General features: G+C 65.0%; 23 protein-coding genes. 9 read left to right on the top strand and 14 right to left on the bottom strand.

Going from position 1 to position 15,818, the window contains the following annotated elements; genetic code table 11:
- The first annotated feature begins 70 nt into the window (after positions 1-70).
- Both ACPPVQ_RS04760 and ACPPVQ_RS04755 read left to right on the top strand, forming a co-directional pair.
- Entirely contained in the window at positions 71-328 is a 258-nt protein-coding gene (locus ACPPVQ_RS04760; protein ID WP_426519154.1) for a hypothetical protein, read from the top strand.
- The gene (locus tag ACPPVQ_RS04755; RefSeq protein ID WP_426519152.1) at positions 318-920 is read left to right on the top strand and encodes a signal peptidase I; all 603 of its coding nucleotides are present in this window, start codon (positions 318-320) and stop codon (positions 918-920) included. The genes ACPPVQ_RS04760 and ACPPVQ_RS04755 overlap by 11 nt, the downstream gene beginning before the upstream one ends.
- Before the next feature lie 12 nt (positions 921-932).
- Here ACPPVQ_RS04755 and ACPPVQ_RS04750 read toward each other — a convergent pair whose 3' ends face one another.
- The 3 genes from ACPPVQ_RS04750 to ACPPVQ_RS04740 form a co-directional block, all read right to left on the bottom strand.
- Positions 933-1,373, bottom strand: coding sequence for a hypothetical protein (locus ACPPVQ_RS04750; RefSeq protein WP_426519150.1), 441 nt, complete (start codon positions 1,371-1,373; stop codon positions 933-935).
- Between the two features lie 75 nt (positions 1,374-1,448).
- Complete coding sequence (locus ACPPVQ_RS04745; protein ID WP_426519148.1) at positions 1,449-3,326, bottom strand: potassium transporter Kup; 1,878 nt, start codon at positions 3,324-3,326, stop codon at positions 1,449-1,451.
- Between the two features lie 173 nt (positions 3,327-3,499).
- Positions 3,500-4,153 (bottom strand): DUF1345 domain-containing protein, encoded by a 654-nt coding sequence (locus ACPPVQ_RS04740; RefSeq protein ID WP_426519146.1) that lies wholly within the window; start codon positions 4,151-4,153, stop codon positions 3,500-3,502.
- Positions 4,154-4,277: 124 nt separating this feature from the next.
- On the opposite strand from ACPPVQ_RS04740, the gene ACPPVQ_RS04735 reads away from it, so the two are divergent.
- Entirely contained in the window at positions 4,278-4,595 is a 318-nt protein-coding gene (locus ACPPVQ_RS04735) for a ferritin family protein (protein ID WP_426519144.1), read from the top strand.
- On the opposite strand, the gene ACPPVQ_RS04730 is transcribed toward ACPPVQ_RS04735, so the two are convergent.
- Positions 4,592-5,170 carry an isochorismatase family protein gene (locus tag ACPPVQ_RS04730; protein ID WP_426519142.1) on the bottom strand — a complete coding sequence of 193 codons (579 nt, stop codon included), beginning with the start codon at positions 5,168-5,170 and terminating at the stop codon, positions 4,592-4,594. The genes ACPPVQ_RS04735 and ACPPVQ_RS04730 overlap by 4 nt on opposite strands.
- 155 nt (positions 5,171-5,325) lie before the next feature.
- On the opposite strand from ACPPVQ_RS04730, the gene ACPPVQ_RS04725 reads away from it, so the two are divergent.
- Positions 5,326-5,493, top strand: coding sequence for a hypothetical protein (locus ACPPVQ_RS04725; protein WP_426519140.1), 168 nt, complete (start codon positions 5,326-5,328; stop codon positions 5,491-5,493).
- A 39-nt stretch (positions 5,494-5,532) separates the two neighbouring features.
- Here ACPPVQ_RS04725 and ACPPVQ_RS04720 read toward each other — a convergent pair whose 3' ends face one another.
- Both ACPPVQ_RS04720 and ACPPVQ_RS04715 read right to left on the bottom strand, forming a co-directional pair.
- Positions 5,533-5,943, bottom strand: coding sequence for an arsenate reductase ArsC (locus ACPPVQ_RS04720; protein WP_426519138.1), 411 nt, complete (start codon positions 5,941-5,943; stop codon positions 5,533-5,535).
- Between the two features lie 45 nt (positions 5,944-5,988).
- Complete coding sequence (locus ACPPVQ_RS04715; protein WP_426519136.1) at positions 5,989-6,882, bottom strand: metalloregulator ArsR/SmtB family transcription factor; 894 nt, start codon at positions 6,880-6,882, stop codon at positions 5,989-5,991.
- Between the two features lie 42 nt (positions 6,883-6,924).
- Here ACPPVQ_RS04715 and ACPPVQ_RS04710 point away from each other — a divergent pair, with 42 nt between their 5' ends.
- Together ACPPVQ_RS04710 and ACPPVQ_RS04705 are read left to right on the top strand one after the other, a co-directional pair.
- A complete protein-coding gene (locus tag ACPPVQ_RS04710; RefSeq protein WP_426519134.1) occupies positions 6,925-7,902 on the top strand; it encodes an NAD(P)-dependent oxidoreductase in 978 nt (325 codons plus the stop codon).
- Between the two features lie 48 nt (positions 7,903-7,950).
- Positions 7,951-8,877, top strand: a complete 927-nt coding sequence (locus ACPPVQ_RS04705) for an aldo/keto reductase (protein ID WP_426519132.1) — start codon at positions 7,951-7,953, stop codon at positions 8,875-8,877.
- A 9-nt stretch (positions 8,878-8,886) separates the two neighbouring features.
- On the opposite strand, the gene ACPPVQ_RS04700 is transcribed toward ACPPVQ_RS04705, so the two are convergent.
- Entirely contained in the window at positions 8,887-9,552 is a 666-nt protein-coding gene (locus ACPPVQ_RS04700; RefSeq protein WP_426519130.1) for a hypothetical protein, read from the bottom strand.
- Positions 9,553-9,776: 224 nt separating this feature from the next.
- Between ACPPVQ_RS04700 and ACPPVQ_RS04695 the strand changes: the two genes are divergently transcribed.
- A complete protein-coding gene (locus tag ACPPVQ_RS04695; RefSeq protein WP_426519128.1) occupies positions 9,777-10,283 on the top strand; it encodes a ferritin-like domain-containing protein in 507 nt (168 codons plus the stop codon).
- A gap of 15 nt (positions 10,284-10,298) precedes the next feature.
- Here the strand turns inward: ACPPVQ_RS04695 and ACPPVQ_RS04690 are convergent, their stop codons facing one another.
- Positions 10,299-11,324 carry an aldo/keto reductase gene (locus ACPPVQ_RS04690; RefSeq protein ID WP_426519126.1) on the bottom strand — a complete coding sequence of 342 codons (1,026 nt, stop codon included), beginning with the start codon at positions 11,322-11,324 and terminating at the stop codon, positions 10,299-10,301.
- 139 nt (positions 11,325-11,463) lie between these two features.
- On the opposite strand from ACPPVQ_RS04690, the gene ACPPVQ_RS04685 reads away from it, so the two are divergent.
- The gene (locus ACPPVQ_RS04685; protein ID WP_426519124.1) at positions 11,464-12,078 is read left to right on the top strand and encodes a TetR/AcrR family transcriptional regulator; all 615 of its coding nucleotides are present in this window, start codon (positions 11,464-11,466) and stop codon (positions 12,076-12,078) included.
- 11 nt (positions 12,079-12,089) lie between these two features.
- Here the strand turns inward: ACPPVQ_RS04685 and ACPPVQ_RS04680 are convergent, their stop codons facing one another.
- The gene (locus tag ACPPVQ_RS04680; protein WP_426519122.1) at positions 12,090-12,458 is read right to left on the bottom strand and encodes a VOC family protein; all 369 of its coding nucleotides are present in this window, start codon (positions 12,456-12,458) and stop codon (positions 12,090-12,092) included.
- A gap of 63 nt (positions 12,459-12,521) precedes the next feature.
- Here ACPPVQ_RS04680 and ACPPVQ_RS04675 point away from each other — a divergent pair, with 63 nt between their 5' ends.
- Complete coding sequence (locus tag ACPPVQ_RS04675) at positions 12,522-12,995, top strand: MarR family winged helix-turn-helix transcriptional regulator (protein WP_426519120.1); 474 nt, start codon at positions 12,522-12,524, stop codon at positions 12,993-12,995.
- Positions 12,996-12,998: 3 nt separating this feature from the next.
- On the opposite strand, the gene ACPPVQ_RS04670 is transcribed toward ACPPVQ_RS04675, so the two are convergent.
- The 5 genes from ACPPVQ_RS04670 to ACPPVQ_RS04650 form a co-directional block, all read right to left on the bottom strand.
- A complete protein-coding gene (locus ACPPVQ_RS04670) occupies positions 12,999-13,751 on the bottom strand; it encodes a phosphatase PAP2 family protein (protein WP_426519118.1) in 753 nt (250 codons plus the stop codon).
- A gap of 64 nt (positions 13,752-13,815) precedes the next feature.
- A complete protein-coding gene (locus ACPPVQ_RS04665; protein WP_426519117.1) occupies positions 13,816-14,091 on the bottom strand; it encodes a hypothetical protein in 276 nt (91 codons plus the stop codon).
- A gap of 34 nt (positions 14,092-14,125) precedes the next feature.
- The gene (locus tag ACPPVQ_RS04660) at positions 14,126-14,458 is read right to left on the bottom strand and encodes an ATP-dependent DNA ligase (RefSeq protein WP_426519115.1); all 333 of its coding nucleotides are present in this window, start codon (positions 14,456-14,458) and stop codon (positions 14,126-14,128) included.
- Entirely contained in the window at positions 14,458-14,763 is a 306-nt protein-coding gene (locus ACPPVQ_RS04655) for a hypothetical protein (protein WP_426519113.1), read from the bottom strand. Before ACPPVQ_RS04655 ends, ACPPVQ_RS04660 begins: the two co-directional genes overlap by 1 nt.
- A 108-nt stretch (positions 14,764-14,871) precedes the next feature.
- The gene (locus ACPPVQ_RS04650; protein WP_426519111.1) at positions 14,872-15,723 is read right to left on the bottom strand and encodes a serine/threonine-protein kinase; all 852 of its coding nucleotides are present in this window, start codon (positions 15,721-15,723) and stop codon (positions 14,872-14,874) included.
- Positions 15,724-15,818 lie beyond the last annotated feature (95 nt).

The following is a 15,818-nucleotide window of genomic DNA, read 5'->3' as shown; positions in this document are numbered from 1 at the left end:
ATGTCGCCCACTGCTCGCCGGGGTCCCCATCACCGCCGACGGTACTGTCGCCATCCCGCTGACGCTGGCGATGGACGATGTCAGCGGATCTGTCGCTCAAAGCCAGAATGCCGGGCTCACCATCCACGTTTTCCTTCAGGATGCTGCTGCCCCTGCACCGGCCGACCCGTGCGAACACGGGACCGCGGTTCCCGCCTTCAGCGACCAGGGTGCGACCCTCGCCCGGACCGGATCGGATGTCACCCTTCCTTTCGCAGTGGCCGCCTGCTTTCTGGGCGTCGGGATCGCCGTGCTCGCAGCGACAAGGCGGCGACGACGTGACCAGTGACGTGAGCCTCGTGAACAGCCAGACGCCGGAGAGCCAGGGTCCTGAGGGGCAGACCCGAACCGAGCGTGGTCTCTGGCACTACATCGGTGTCGGGCTCAGCGCAGGTCTCCTTGCCGTCGTGCTGCTGCTCGCCCTGTTGGTGATCGTCGTTCCCAAGGTCGCCGGTGCGACGCCGCTGACGATCCTCACGACATCGATGGAGCCCCGACTGCCGCCGGGCACACTCATCGTGGTGAAGCCCATGCCGATCGACCAGATCACGGTCGGCGACGTGATGACGTACCAGATCCGTTCAGGCGACCCCGCCGTCATCTCCCACCGTGTCATCACCATCACGTCGAGCAGCGACGGCACGAAGACGTTCACCACCAAGGGCGACAACAACGCAGAGGCCGATCCCCCGGTCTCCGAGCCGCAGGTGCGCGGCATCGTCTGGTACAGCGTGCCCTGGATCGGATACGTGAATTCCGCCCTGAACGGACCTGGCCGTTCGTTGGCGATCCCGGTGATCGCGGTGGTCCTGCTCGGGTATGCCGCGTACATGCTCACGAGCGGCCTGCTGGGCGCGCTCAGACGACGCCGGACGCCATGACCGGGCTCGCAGTCATGGCGTTGACCGAATCCCGGGCGAAACTCGCGGCAGCCAGCCGGCAACCCCGAGCAACGCAAGCACGAGTATGACTTGCAGTGCGCCCGTGGCGAAGTAGACCACCTGCAGCCAGGAGAGTCCGCGGATGATCCCCGTCTCAACAAAGATCCAGATCATCATGCCGAACCCTGCGACGGCCGACCACAGAAGAGCCGATGGCCGGCGCGCGATGAGCAGCACCGCTGCCAGGGTCTGGCTGCCGCCGACCACGACAAGCAGGATCAGGCCCGGCCAGGTGAACGTCGTGAACGGGCCGCCCGCGAGCATGGATGAGGGCATTCCCAATCCGTCGGTTGCCAGAATGGCGATCCCTCCGGCGATTGCCGAAAGCGCGTTGAAGACCGACACGACGAGCAGGGACCAGAATGCGGTGGTCGTCAGACGTGACGTGCGCATGTTGCGATCCTCGCATCCCTCTGCTTCGACCAGTCTCCGGCGCCTGAACCGGCAGCGGATGGGCACAAAGTCCCGTCAGATTTCGACGTCACTGCCCATCGTGACGGTCCGAAGTGCCGGGAGCCCGAAGCGAGCCGCGGGATCTGCGGCGTTGTGGGCGAGGGCGACGAACAGTGATCTGCGCCACCCGACCATCCCCTTCTTCCGGGTGGTACGGATCGCCCCGCGCGAGATGAAGTAGGACGCGTCCTTGAAATCCTTGGCCTTGAGGGGAAGGATCCCTGCGTAGCAGGCCGAGCGAAGCGCGCGGGGGATGTCCGGCTTGTCGGAGAATCCGAAACGGATCGTCAGGTGTTCGATTCCGTCATCCGCGTAGCCGAGCTCGTCGTAGATGAATGCGTCGTAGGTCGGAACGTGCGGGACCGGCGCAGTCGTCATCGACACGATGATCACGTGTTCGTGCAGAACGTGGTTGTGCTGGACGTTCGCACGCAAGGCCAGCGGCGTACTGTTCTTGTTCGGATGCGGAAAGATGGCTATCCCCGGCACCCTCGCCAGGTTCTGCGTGCGAACCTCTTCGATGAATTCGGAAAGAGATCCTTCCTTCTTCTTGCGATCCTCCTGCACGAGCTGACGGCCACGTCGCCACGTCGTCATGACGGTGATGACGGCGGCCGCGATGAGCAGCGGCACCCATCCGCCATTGACGACCTTGGAGAGGTTGCCGGCGAGGAAGGTCAGTTCCAGTCCGCCGAAGACGACGGCTGCCGCCACGATCTTCCAGGCACGCCACTGCCACAGCGGGCGGGCTACGAGCAACAGAAGCAGCGTGTCGACGACGAGCGCCCCGGTCACAGAGATGCCGTATGCCGTGGACAGCCTTTCGGACGAACCGAAGGCGAGCATGACAGCCATGACACCGATGAACAGCAGGGCGTTCACGGCCGGCAGGTAGATCTGGCCACCCTCCTGCCGCGACGTCTGACGGATGCTCAGGGGCGGAAGCAAGCCCAGCTGGACCGCTTGTCGCGAAAGGGAGAACGCCCCGGAGATGACGGCCTGGCTGGCGATCACGGTCGCGACGGTCGCCAGTATCACCACGGGCAGGCGGCCCCACTCCGGGATCAGCAGGAAGAACGGGTTGGCCTTGGCCGCGGGATCGTGCAGGATCAGTGCCGCCTGGCCCAGGTAGTTGATCGTCAGCGCGGGGAACACCAGGAAGAACCAGGCGCGGCGGATCGGAGCGGGTCCGAAATGCCCCATGTCGGCATAGAGTGCTTCTGCTCCCGTGATGACGAGGACCACCGCGCCCAGCGCAATGAACGAGATCGATGGATGCGCGACGATGAAGACGATCGCGTACGTGGGCGACAACCCGAGCAGAACGGCCGGGTCCTGGATCACCATGACGAGGCCGGCCGCGGCGAGGACGACGAACCACAGCACCATCACCGGCCCGAAAAGGCCGCCGACCCGTCCCGTTCCGAATCGCTGGACGGCAAAGAGGCCGATGAGAATCACGGCTGCGATCGGAATGACCAGGTGCGCGATGGCCGGCGTGGTCACATTGAGGCCCTCCACCGCCGAAAGAACACTGATCGCCGGAGTGATGATCGAGTCGCCATAGAACAGGGCCACGCCGACGATACCGATCACCAGCAGCGTTCCGGCGCGCCCCTTGCGCGTGGAATAGAGCCGCTGGGCGAGCGCAGCCAACGCCATCACGCCGCCCTCACCCTCGTTGTCCGCGCGCATCAGGATGCCGACATACTTGATCGACACGATGATCGTGATGCTCCAGAACATCAGCGAGATGACGCCGAACACATCGCCCTGGTTCGCGCGAACGGCACCCCCGTCGAGGAGGAAGACCGTCTTCAGCGCGTAGAGCGGGCTGGTGCCGATGTCACCGAAGACGACCCCCAGCGCGGCGACCGCCGCGACTGCGCCCACGCGTGTACCACGGCCGTGCGCGCGGGGTGTGACTGGCGCGGGTGGGGGTCCGGAATCAACGCCATCCGGCTGCGCCGAAACTGGCCGGGTCATGTCGATCGGCGGAAGTGCCGGCGGCGAATCCCTCTACCTCGCATTGGGCCCACGTTACCCCTCATCCCTGTCGACTCGGCCTATTGCGCGAGACCGGCCACCAGGTTCACGGCCGAGGCGAGGATGACGGCACCGAAGAGATACGAGAGCAAGCCCTGCCGGAGCGCGGTTGCCCGGATCGCGCGTGTCTTGAGGTCGGTGTCTGAGACCTGATAGGTCATGCCCAGGGTGAAGGAGACGTAGGCGAAGTCGAGATAGTTGGGCGGCTCGTCCTCGTTGAAGTCGATGCCGCCGTTCGTGCCGCTGTAATAGAGCGAGGCATAACGAAGGGTGAAGAGGGTGTGGATGAGAAACCAGGACAGCGCCACGCTCAGAAGCCCGAGGATCGGGATGATGGCCTTAGCCGCTCCGGGTGCATTCTTAGCCCCTCCGAGCAGGAGAATCACGGCGACGATGCTGCCGACGCCGGCGATCAGGATCAGGACCTCCGCTACCGCGCGGTTGGGGTCTTCTCGCGTGGCGTATCGCTCGGCCTGCTTGTCGTCCAGCCTCGCCACCGAGATCCAGGCGGAGCTGATGTACACCACGCAGGCCGCGGCCCATCCCGACGTGATCCCGTACTCCGCGCCGACCGTGACGCTGACGATGATGCCAACGGCGACGCCGACGACGGCCATGAGAAGCAGGCGAAGTCGCGTGTCGTGCCAGTGACCGAACTCAGATGCAGGTGTCATGGCCTCATCGTTCCACCCGCCCATTCCCCGGGCCAGGGGCTGGAAACCTTCGTCAAACAGTGCACATGACGCTGATCCTTTCGGCGTACGGTGACGGTGAGTACGTGACAAACGAGGGAGAGCGATGTCGACCGACCAGTATCACGAACCACCCAGCGAGCTCAGCGAGCAGACCAGGACTTTCGCTCGTATGTGCGCCAGCCTCTCCGAGGAGGCCGAGGCGATCGGGTGGTATGAGCAGCGAATCGCTGTCGAGAAGGATGAGGCGGCGAAAGCGATCATGCAGGACTCCCTCGGCGAGGAGTACAAGCATTTCAGTATGGAACTCGAGTTCCTCCTGCGTGCCAAACCACAATGGCGCGAAATCGCTCAAGGAATCCTCTTCCAGAGCGGGGACATCGTGAAGCGCGGGGAGGCCTCCGAAGCGGCTGCAGAGGACTAGCCCGGAATCGTCGCCGGCGAGCCGGCCGTGAACGCGACATCGGCGGCGGCGACCACCTCGGCGATGCGGCCGGGAGCTCGGTGGTTCGCCCAATAGAGATTGGTATGCGCGACGACCAGGTCGGGCGTCGGCGCTCCCCACTCGCTCAGGTCCTCCGTCGTGTGTGCGTCGCCGACGAGTGTGACGTCGTACCCGCGGGTGAGGCCACCGTGGATGGTGGACCGGATGCACTCATCCGTCTGCGAGCCCGTGACGACGATCCTCCCCACGCCGGCGCCGGCGAGCACGGACTCGAGTGCCGTCTCCTCGAACGCGTCGGCGTAGTGCTTCGGCACGAGAGATTCCTCCTCGTTGCGCGACAACTCGGGGACATATTCCCAGGCCTCGCTGCCGTACGCGACGACATCATCCGAATGCTGGATCCATACGACGGGCACCTCTTCAGCTCGCGCCCGGTCGACGAGCGAGCGGATCGTGCCCACCACCGCATCCCGTCGCCAGGCGCCGTCGATGACGCCGTTCTGCACGTCGATCACCAGGAGCGCCGTACCGTTCCGTCCTTCGAGCGTTGTCATGCCGCAGAGGTTAGGCCGCGTCTTCGCCGGAAGTCAATGACTGTCCGGTTGCCTGGCCGCGTCAAGGGGTTACGGATCAGGGATACGGGCGTACACGTGTGGGTGTAAAAGGCGCAGTCATCTCAAGGAGATCATCATGACTCAAGGAGATCATCATGACCGGAGAACGAAACAACGACGATGCGGACACCCCTGTCGGCGACATGACCGAAGAAGGGCAGACCGACCTCGGCCCGATCCCCGAGCTCGGAAACATCGGGAATCTCGAACAGGCCGACCTGGAGGCTGAAGCGCAGGTGGACGACCCGCCGTCCGGTTCATAACGCGCCCCGGTGGTCACCCACCCCGCGGAGCGACGCCTGTTAGGCGGTGACGGGGAGGATTTCTGAGAGCAGCGTCTGGATGCGGCCCTTGATGTCGTCGCGAACCCGGCGCACGACGATGATGTCTTTGCCCGCGGGGTCTTCGAGTTCCCAGTCTTCGTAGCGCTTGCCCGGGAAGATCGGGCAGGTGTCACCGCACCCCATCGTGATCACGACGTCCGAATCCTTGACCGCTTCGGTCGTGAGGATCTTCGGAACATTGTTCGCGATGTCGATGCCTTCTTCGGCCATCGCCTGGATGGCGACCGGGTTGATCTGGTCCTTCGGCTCGGATCCGGCCGAAAGCACCTCGACCTTGCCCTCGGAGAGGGCCCGCATGTAACCGGCGGCCATCTGGGAACGCCCCGCGTTATGAACGCAGACGAAGAGGACGGTGGGCTTTTCAGACATGCTTCAAGTATGCGGCAACCCATAGATGGCTGTCAATGCGTTGTCTCACAAGGTTGCGAGAAGGTCTCGCACGCGCGCTTCGATGTCGTCGCGGATCTCGCGAACCTTCGACAACGGCTGGCCGGCTGGGTCGTCGAGTTCCCAGTCCAGGTAGCGACGGCCCGGATAGACGGGGCAGGCGTCGCCGCATCCCATCGTCACCACGACATCCGCTGCACGCACGACCTCGTCGGTGAGCGGCTTCGGATACTCGCCCCCGATCGGCACGCCGATCTCATCAAGCGCGGCGACGACGGTCGGGCGCACCACATCCACCGGCTCGCTGCCGGCGGTGCGCACGTGGACCCGGTCGCCGCCGAGGTGCTTGAGGATGGCCGCGGCCATCTGCGACCGGCCTGCGTTCTGCACGCAGACGAACAGCACTTCCGGCCGGTCGCCCGCAGCGTGGTCCTGGTTCGCCAGCGCGCTCAGCCGGTCCGCAGCGAACCGGGAGGTGAGCGACGCGAGGTTCCGCGTGATGCCGGACTGGTCGGCGAGGAGTTCGTAACTCTCCCGCACGTAACGCCCGACGGTCTCCGGTGCGAAAACACCGACGAAGCGCTGGGCGAGGTCAGCGGAGATCCTGTCCAGCACCGCGTCGGCCGGCACGCTCGAGTCCCGCTCCTGAAGCAGATCGGAAACGCGATCGACCTGGTCGGGTACGACGGAGTACCAGACGAGTCGGCCCTCCGGTTCGCGTTGCAGGAGCCCGTCGTCGAGGAGGACTTTCAGGTGGTGGCTCACGGTCGGCTGGGTCAGGTCGAGTTCGTCGGCGAGGCGGGTCACCGAAGCGCGTCCCCCCTCGCCGCTCAGGATCAGGGAGAGGATGCGGGCACGCGTCGGATCGGAGATCCGCTTCAGGCTGCGCAGCGTATCGCTCGCCTCCGGAACACCACTCATAGACCGAAGCCTATGCGATTTGCGAATTGATCCATCTCGCTTATGGCCCAGTCGATGAGCGGTCTTAGACATCGCACACACCGGCTGTCACTCTGGATTCGACAAACCGAATCGGAGGACATCATGACCGAATCATCGAATCCCCGGCCCCCCGGGCTCACAGTCGCAGTGCTCGGCACCGGAACCATGGGAGCGGCTATGGCCCGTTCACTCCTGCGCTCGGGTTTCCGCGTGACGGTGTGGAACCGGAGCCCGGAGAAGACGAGGCACCTGGTCGAGTCGGGTGCACGCGCGGCAGCCGATCCGTTCGCCGCCGTGCGTGACGCCGACGTCGTTCTGACGATGCTGTTCGATGCGCAGGCCGTGCTACGCGTCGGCACGGAGTTCCTGCCCGCAATGCGCGAAGGCGCGATCTGGATGCAGAGCGCCACGATCGGGGCAGAGGGGATGCGCGCGGTCGCGACTGCAGCATCCGCCTACCCCATCAGCGTGGTCGACGCGCCCGTTCTGGGAACGAAGAACCCCGCTGAACACGGTGCGCTGACCGTGCTCGCATCGGGAGAACGCAGAGCTATCGCCGCGTTGCAGCCGGTCTTCGACGCGATCGGATCGAAATCGATCACCGTGGGTACTCGCCTCGGCGAGGCATCCGACCTGAAGCTCGTCTGCAATGCCTGGGTCGCGAGCCTCACCGCCGGTACCGCCCAGTCGGTCGCGCTCGCCCGCGCTTTCGGCCTCGAGCCCTCGATCTTCCTGGATGCCATCGCCGGGTCGGCCTCGGACAGCCCATACGCGCACCTCAAAGGCGCAGTGATTCTCGAAGGACCCCGGGCTCCGCAATTCGCGCTCGACGGCCTGCTCAAAGACCTGCGTCTGGCACAGGCCACGGCCGGGCCCACGACGATCTCATACCTCGACAGCCTGGAGCACCTGTACGCCGAGGCGAGCGAGGCCGGCCACGGAAACGAAGACGTGGCCTGGGTCTACGACGCGATCAGCGCGCCGGTCCCGACCCGCTGACGCCGACCGATCACCGATAGACAAAGAAAGAAAGAAGAGAACAGACAGATGAAGACCTTCACCCCGCCCCAGACGACCCTCCACGCCTCGAACGTCATTCTGGGTTTGATGCGGATCTCCGACCTCGACGACGCGGAGATCCGAGCCCTGGTCGGCGCAGCCCGTGATGCCGGAATCAACTTCTTCGACCACGCCGACGTCTACGGCGGCGACCACGGATGCGAGACTCGCTTCGGCGACGCGGTCACCTTCGCTCCCGCCGAGCGCGGATCGGTCATCCTCCAGTCCAAAGTCGGCATCCGGAACGGTTTCTGGGACTTCTCGAAAGAGCACATCCTCGCCTCGGTCGACCGCAGTCTGGCCGCCTTGCGCACCGACTACCTCGACATCCTTCTGCTGCACCGCCCCGACACTCTGGTCGAACCGGATGAGGTCGCGGCTGCATTCGATCAGCTTCACAGTTCGGGAAAGGTGCGCAACTTCGGCGTGTCCAACCAGACCCCGGGCCAGGTCGAACTTCTCAAGCGCTCGGTCAGGCAACCGCTCGCGTTCAACCAGGTGCAGCTCAGCATCACGCACGCACCACTCATCGCCCACGGAATCGCCGCCAACATGGCGGGGCTGGACCAGTCGATCGACCGCGACAACGGCATCCTCGATTACAGCCGTCTCAACGACATCACACTGCAGGCGTGGTCACCATTCCAGAAGGGCTTCTTCAACGGCGTCTTCATCGGTGACCGCGAGAACTTCGGACCGCTGAACGACGCGCTCGACGAGATCGCTGCCGAGCATGGTGTGACGCCGATGGGCATCGCCGTCGCGTGGATCACCCGGCATCCCGCCACCATGCAGGTTGTGCTCGGCACGACAAATCCGGAGCGAGTCGCTCAGGCCGCCGCAGGGTCCGACGTTCAGCTGAACCGCGAGGAATGGTACCGACTGTTCACCGCCGCCGGGCACCTCCTCCCGTAGCCGTTCTCTTCAGGCGGGGCGCGCCACCACCTGCACATCCACCTCTGGCGGCGCCGCGAATGCGACCGGATTCCTCTTCGCCGCCCACAACAGCCCGAGGTAGATCAGGTCGAGGACACTGCAGAGCAGCCCGATCCAGAGGATGAACGGCCGGCCAGCCAGCGCACCGAACAGGATGGTCGGAGCGAGAGTGCCAAGCCATTTGGCGACGGCGATCACCAGGGACTGGCCGCGCACTCCGCGGCGGGCGACCAGCATGGCGATGAAGAGTCCCGACATCAGGAGGTTCTGCAGGAAAGCGGAATACCGGGCGCCCCCGTCCCAGCCGAACTCGCCGATGAACAACGCCTGCACGGCGAACGAGATGCCGAACACGACGAGAGCCCAACCGACGAACAGCGGTCGCGTCACAAAGGGCGGCAGCTCCCTGCGCCCGAAGCGGAGGAAGGTGAAGACGATGACGGCGTCGGCCGCCGCCCACACGAGGTTGATGATCGACTGCGCCGAGATCGTCCCGGTGAGACCGTGGATGCCGTAGATGGTCTCCCAGGCGAGATTGAGGCCGAGCGCCGCCACCGGTATCGCGTAGGTCCGGTATCTGAAGCCCAGTCGGATCGCTTCGATATAGACGATGGTCCACGCCAGACCGCTGACGATGGTGAGGAACAGATTCATGATTCTTCCGCCTTCTCCGTGTCCCGCCGGCCTCGAAAACCGCGGCCTCCCACGAGTCGATCCCGCGTGAATGTACCGAGACTCGTCCGGTCACGCAAGGGCTTTCGCGCCACGAGCGGGGCGCACCCACGCCGCGCAGCATCCCTGGCACGGCCGTGGTCGCGGGGGGATTGAGGGCGGCCGCCGCACGGGGTACGACTGTCAGCAGACGAAAGAAGAGCATCGTGTTCGAACATTTCGATACCCAGGAGGAAGTCTTCGGCGCCAAGTTGAGCGCAGCCTTGACCATGGAGCACGATTCCCTGGACATGCTCGTCGAGCTCCAGGACCGCACGCAGCGCTGGGAGCTCCGTGACTTGTTTCACGCTCACGCTTCCGAGACGCGGCAGCAGATCGACAACATCGAGCGGTGCTTCCAGCTGCTCGAGGAGCGACTCAGGGCTTCGCCGTCACCCGCGACCAAAGGGCTTGCGAAAGAGAGCAGATCGATGTTCCTGAAGACTGATGATGACGTCGTGGACTCGGCGCTGCTGGCAGGCGCGCTCGAGACGGAGCTGTACGAGATCGGCGTCTACCAGAGCCTCATCACGATCGCGGAGACCTGGGACGACGCTGATGACGTGGTCCGGCTCCTGACGGAGAATCTGCAGCAGGAGGTCGCCGCGAGCGAGAAGATCCAGCAGGCCGCAGAAGACGTGGCGGCTCAGGACTCCGCTGCACGCGAGACCTGATCCGACCGTCTTCCCTCACGCGGCCGAGCGCTGCCCGGCCGGCCGGCGACGCATGGTCGGGTCGCCGATTTCGGGCCCGCGGTAGACCATGTCCATCGCGCCGATGCTCTCTCCAGGCGGCACGATCTCGTCGATGCGGTCGAGCACGTCGTCGGAGAGCGCGACATCCACCCCGGCGAGGGTGTCCTCCAGTTGCTCCATCGTCCGCGGCCCTGCGATCGCGGATGTGACACCCGGGTGCGCGATGACGAACGCCATGGCAAGGTGCGTCAGCTTCACGCCGACTTCTTCGGAGAGCGTGATGAGTTCCTCGACGGCAGCCAGTCGGCGCTCGTCCCGGAAGTGGTGCATGCCGGTTCTCGTCGAGCGGAAGTTGTCGTTCTCCTGCCCCGCCCGGTACCGACCCGTCAGGGTGCCGCCGGCGAGCGGGCTGTAGACGAGCGTGCCCATTCCATAGCGTTCGGCCACAGGGAGGATCTCACGCTCGATCTCGCGGTCGAGGATCGAGTAGTTGGGCTGCTCGGTGCGAAAGCGCTCGAAGCCGCGTCTCTCAGACATCCACTGTGCCTCGACGATTTCCGACCCGCGCATCGATGACGACCCGATCGCGCGGACCTTGCCCTGGCGGACGAGGTCCGTGAGCGCCGAGAGCGTCTCGTCGATGTCCGTGGCCGGGTCGGGCCGGTGCAGTTGGTAGAGGTCGATGTGGTCTGTCTGCAGGCGGCGGAGCGAACGTTCGACTGCCTGCATGATCCAACGGCGGGATGCGCCGCGATGGTTGACATCGTCATCGATGGGGCCCCAGAACTTCGTGGCGAGAACGACCTCGTCGCGGCGGCCCTTGAGTGCTTCGCCGACGACCTCCTCGGAGTCGCCGTAGCGGTCGGCAGTGTCCACGAAGTTGATGCCGCCGTCGAGCGCCCGTTGGATGATGGCGACTCCCTGCTGCCGGTCGGAGTTGCCGAGACTTCCCAGCATCATCGCGCCGAGCGCGTAGGGGGTCACCTGGATGCCGGTACGGCCGAGTGTGCGATATTGCATGTTTCTGCTCCTTGCGATCGTCGCCGTGGCACGGAACGCGGCGGTGCCTTATGATCAGGTCACGCATCGATTACCGGAACATCGTTCCCCTTACTGACGACTATATGCGGAACGGCGTTCCGTTACAAGGAGATCGTGCATGACCACCACTGCGGGTGCGCCCGAAAGTCCGGTGACGCCCCGGCCGCGCCGGAAGCGAGCCGACGCTCAACAGAACGTCGACGCCCTCCTGGATGCCGCGAAGGCGGTGTTCGCCGAGGCCGGCGTGAACGCGCCGGTACGAGCGATCGCCGAACGCGCGGGCGTCGGGGTCGGCACGCTCTACCGGCACTTCCCGCTCCGGTCGGATCTCATCTCTGCGGTGTTCCGACGCGAGATCGACGCGTGCGTCGCTGCTGCGAGCGAGATCGAGGCGACATACCCCCCCGGCGAGGCGCTCGACCGGTGGATCATGCGTTACACGCAGTTCGTGGCAACGAAGCGCGGTCTTGCCGCTGCGCTGCACTCCGGGGACTCTGCGTACGAGCCGCTCGCCGAATACTTCTCCAGTCGCCTTGCGCCCACTCTCAAGCGGCTGCTCATCGCCGCCACCGAGTCGGGGGACATCATCCAGGTCGTCGACGCGACCGAGTTCCTCAGCGCCGTCGCGAACCTCTGCCACGCGGGCGCCCCGGGCGGCAGCGAGAGTTCCGGACAGGCGGAGCGGATGGTGCGCCTGCTGCTGGCGGGACTGCGAAGGAACGACGTCGGCTGACCTTCGACGTCTCAGGCCCGGTCGTGCAGGGTGACCTGGTAACCGCCGGGGTCGGCGAAGGTGAAGGTGCGGCCGAATGGGCCGTCGATCGGAGCCGAGACGATCGTGTGGCCGTCGGCGACGAGAGCGTCGTGAATGGCCTGGACATCGGTGGCATGGAGCCAGATCGCCGCACCGATGCCGGGCTGGGCGACCGACGCAAGATCCGTGCCGGGAACGATTTCTCGCAGCGCGAACGCGATCGGTGTCGTCTCGAAGACGACGGCATGCGGCGGGCCTGCCTGAGAGCGGACGAGGCCGAGGTACTGCTCGTAGAACGCCTGCGACGCATCGAGATCGCGAGCCTGGAGGGAGATGAAGTCTGGGCCGGTGGCGGGCATGGCGGCGCTCCTCAGTTGGGTGTCAGTTATCTGACACAGCCCAATGTATGTCAGAATACTGACATGAGTCAAGACGAAGCCGGCGTCGACCTTGCGACGTCACTGGGCTACCTGCTGAAAGAGGCGTCGAGCGCCCTCCGCACAGCCATGGAGGCGGTGCTGCGGCCACTCGGGATGACCGTGACGCACTACTCCTGCCTCGAGCTGCTTGCGCAGCGCCCCGGACTGTCGAACTCCGAGCTCGCACGCGGAGCGTTCGTGACACGGCAGTCGATGAACGTACTCCTGCAAGCATTGGAACGCGACGGCTACGTGACCAGGCCGGCGGAGGCCACGGTCGGGAAAGTTCTTCCCACCCGGCTTACACCACGCGGTCGACGGAGCCTCGAGAAGGCGAGCGCTGCGGTCCGGTCCGTGGAGGTCAGGATGCTGGGCGGCATGTCAGAGGACGAGCGGTCCGCTGCGTTCAGGATCCTGCAGAGCATGATCCGCTCCTTGAGCGACGACACCGACGAACGGACGCCCGCGGTGCCGTGAGTGTCATGGATCGACGGGATGCCGATCCACTTTGACCCAGATCGGAGGGTGCGGCAGCCGTCGCTCGCGATACAGCCGCAAGGCGAACGGCGCCCAGATGATGACCGCGACGCCCACCCCGACGAGCATGCCGCCGACCGTATCCGAGATCCAGTGTGCGCCGAGGTAGGTGCGACTGAGCATCATCAGGAGGGTGTAGACGGCACCGGTTATCCAGATCCAGGTTCGCCAGAAGATGATGCCGAGCGTCGTCGCGATGACCGCCGCATTGGCACTGTGGCCGGAGGGGAACGAGCCGAAGTCGGGTTGAACGAGGATCTCGGTCGGTCGCGGACGCCCGACAAGGGTCTTGATGATCGTCGTGAGCGTCACGCTGGTTGCGGCCGCGACCGCGTAGTACAGGGCTCCCCACGGGCGCCGCCAGATCAGCAGGCCCCCGATGATCGCGAGGGGCACAATGACAATCGAACTGATGCCACCACCCACCCAGTCGAAGACCAGGGCCGGGATCGTCCACACAGGCGCGCGCGCCTCGACGAGCTCGCCCATCCACTCGACCTCGAATCCGAACGGCTTGTCTGCCTGCCGGTAGAAGATCACCGCCGCCAGCAGGACGACGAGAAGGAGAGCACCGACAGCCGAGACGACCCACCACAATCGGGCGATCCGCACCTCACCAGGAGCCTCACTGTCGACGACGTCCTTGATCACGTCTTTCGGCGTGCGGCTCGCGTCACCCTGATCCTCGTTCGACATTTCCCAACCATAGGCGCGCACGGCACACACGCCCGAGGGGTTGACAAACCGGTGCTCTCGTCAGTTAAAGGGAGCCGAAGCTGTCGTCCTCGATGCTCGAATCCGAGTCGTCAGCAGCTCCGCTGTCGGAGGCCGCATCGCCTCCGACGTCGATCTGCGTCCAGACGACCGGCATGCCGGGTGAGAAGAGGATGTCGACGCCGGGACCTGAGCGCAGCGGAGGAATGTTGACATAGTCGCCGCCGGCCTGCACTGCGGCCTTGATCTTCTCGCGCAGTTCGGTGACGGGGTCGGGCAGAAAGTAGTCCTTGCCGTCGACGGTGAGCCTGTTCACAATCACGATCTGTCCGTTCCCTCGTTCACTCTGCCCTCGTTCACTCGTCGTCCCGCGAAGCCGACTGTACGCTCTCCGACGGCTCATCGACGATACGGAGACCGGGAACACTGTTCGCGGTCTTCACCAGCGCATCCACCCACGATCGGTTGATCGGGCCGCGCCTGCCGGCCTGGTAGGTGAACCGCAAGGGGATGGTCGGACTGATCCAGAGGGAGTGCGACCCGCTGCCCTTCTCCCGGTCCACGTCCCAGGAGAACACGAAGGACTCCCCGCGCCTCAGCTTCGCGACGATCGCCATTTGCAGGTGCGCAAGGACCCGATCGTCGAATTCGGCCATCGATGTCGATGCTCCGTAGTAAAGGGTTCCCATCACTCCCCCGCCGGTTCCGGAACGGCACGCAGGCCGCCTGCGCTGTTCGCCGCGTCCATCAATGCTTCGCTCCACGCTCGATTCAGCGTCGGTCGTTTACTGCCGACGTACTTGAAATGCAACGGGATGGACGGGTTGATCCACACCGCGGTGTGCCCGTTGTCGTAGGCTCCCTCGCTGTCCCACGAGAGGAGGAACTGCTCGTTCCGGCGCAGTTTGGTGACGATCACCAGCTGCAGGTGAGCCAGGAGTCTGTCGTCGATCTCCAGGGCGGCGCCGGGCGAACCGTACACAAGACTGCCCACTTCGTGGCTCCATTCTTTTGACGCCTCCCGCGGTGATGTCCGGGCGGTCCAGCGCAGCGGTGGCGGATCGATCATATTCGACGGCAGGCGCGACGGACGCCAGGTGAGTCAGCTGTCGCCTTTTTCGCCCATCGCGCGGAGCGCCTCTCGTGCAGCGCTCGTCACATCGGCGGCAGTGGGTCGAGCTGCGGGGTCACGGTCCGTCATCTGGCGGAGCAACTGTCGCCACGCCTTCGGTACGGTCTCTGGGATTTCCGGATCCGACTCCAGGCGCCGTACTGCTGTTGCCAGTGCTCCGCCCGGGAATGCGCGCACACCCGTGAAACATTCCAACAGCACGAGACCGAGTGAGTAGATGTCCGATGCCGGCGTGAGCGGGTCGTTGACAGCTTGTTCGGGGCTGAGGTACGCAGCCGTTCCGATCGTGCGATCTGACTCCTGGGGCGTGGAGGAATCGAGTGCGATGCCGAAATCGGTGAGTTGCGCACGAGGGCGAGAGAATCGGGTGCGGTAGTCGACGATCATGATGTTCGTCGGGGTGATGTCACGATGGATGACACCGCGGGCGTGAATGTATTCGAGTGCTTCCGCAACCTCGAACCCGATCTCACCGACAGACCGGTGCGACATGGCACGGCTCTCCATCGTGGTGCGCAGCGTATCCCCGTCGACGAGTTCCATGACGAGGAACGGACGCGGGTCGTCGGGCGCTGAGTGATCGATGCCGGCGTCGAGGATCGACACGACACCGTGATGGCGGAGATTCGCCAGAACACGCAACTCGGCCTGGAAACGCGCTTCGTCCTCATCCCGACCGGACGCGAACAGTTTGAGGGCGACCTCGCGGCCCAGGTTTTCGTCAAGCGCGAGGAATACGAGCGAGGAACCACCGCGGGCGAGGAGCCGCTGAGGCCGGTAGCGATTGAGAAGCAGGGGTGCGTCGATCTGTTGCTGGCTCATGCCACGTCCCCTCCGAGCACGAGCTGGTCCGATCGTCTCACGTTTCCATTGTCATACACCGCTTTGATGCTCGTGACCACCCCAATGTCCGCGGA

The sequence above is a fragment of the Leifsonia sp. McL0618 genome, from assembly GCF_049994905.1.
Lineage (GTDB): Bacteria > Actinomycetota > Actinomycetes > Actinomycetales > Microbacteriaceae > Diaminobutyricibacter.
This window is presented reverse-complemented; position numbering and strand designations above follow the sequence as displayed.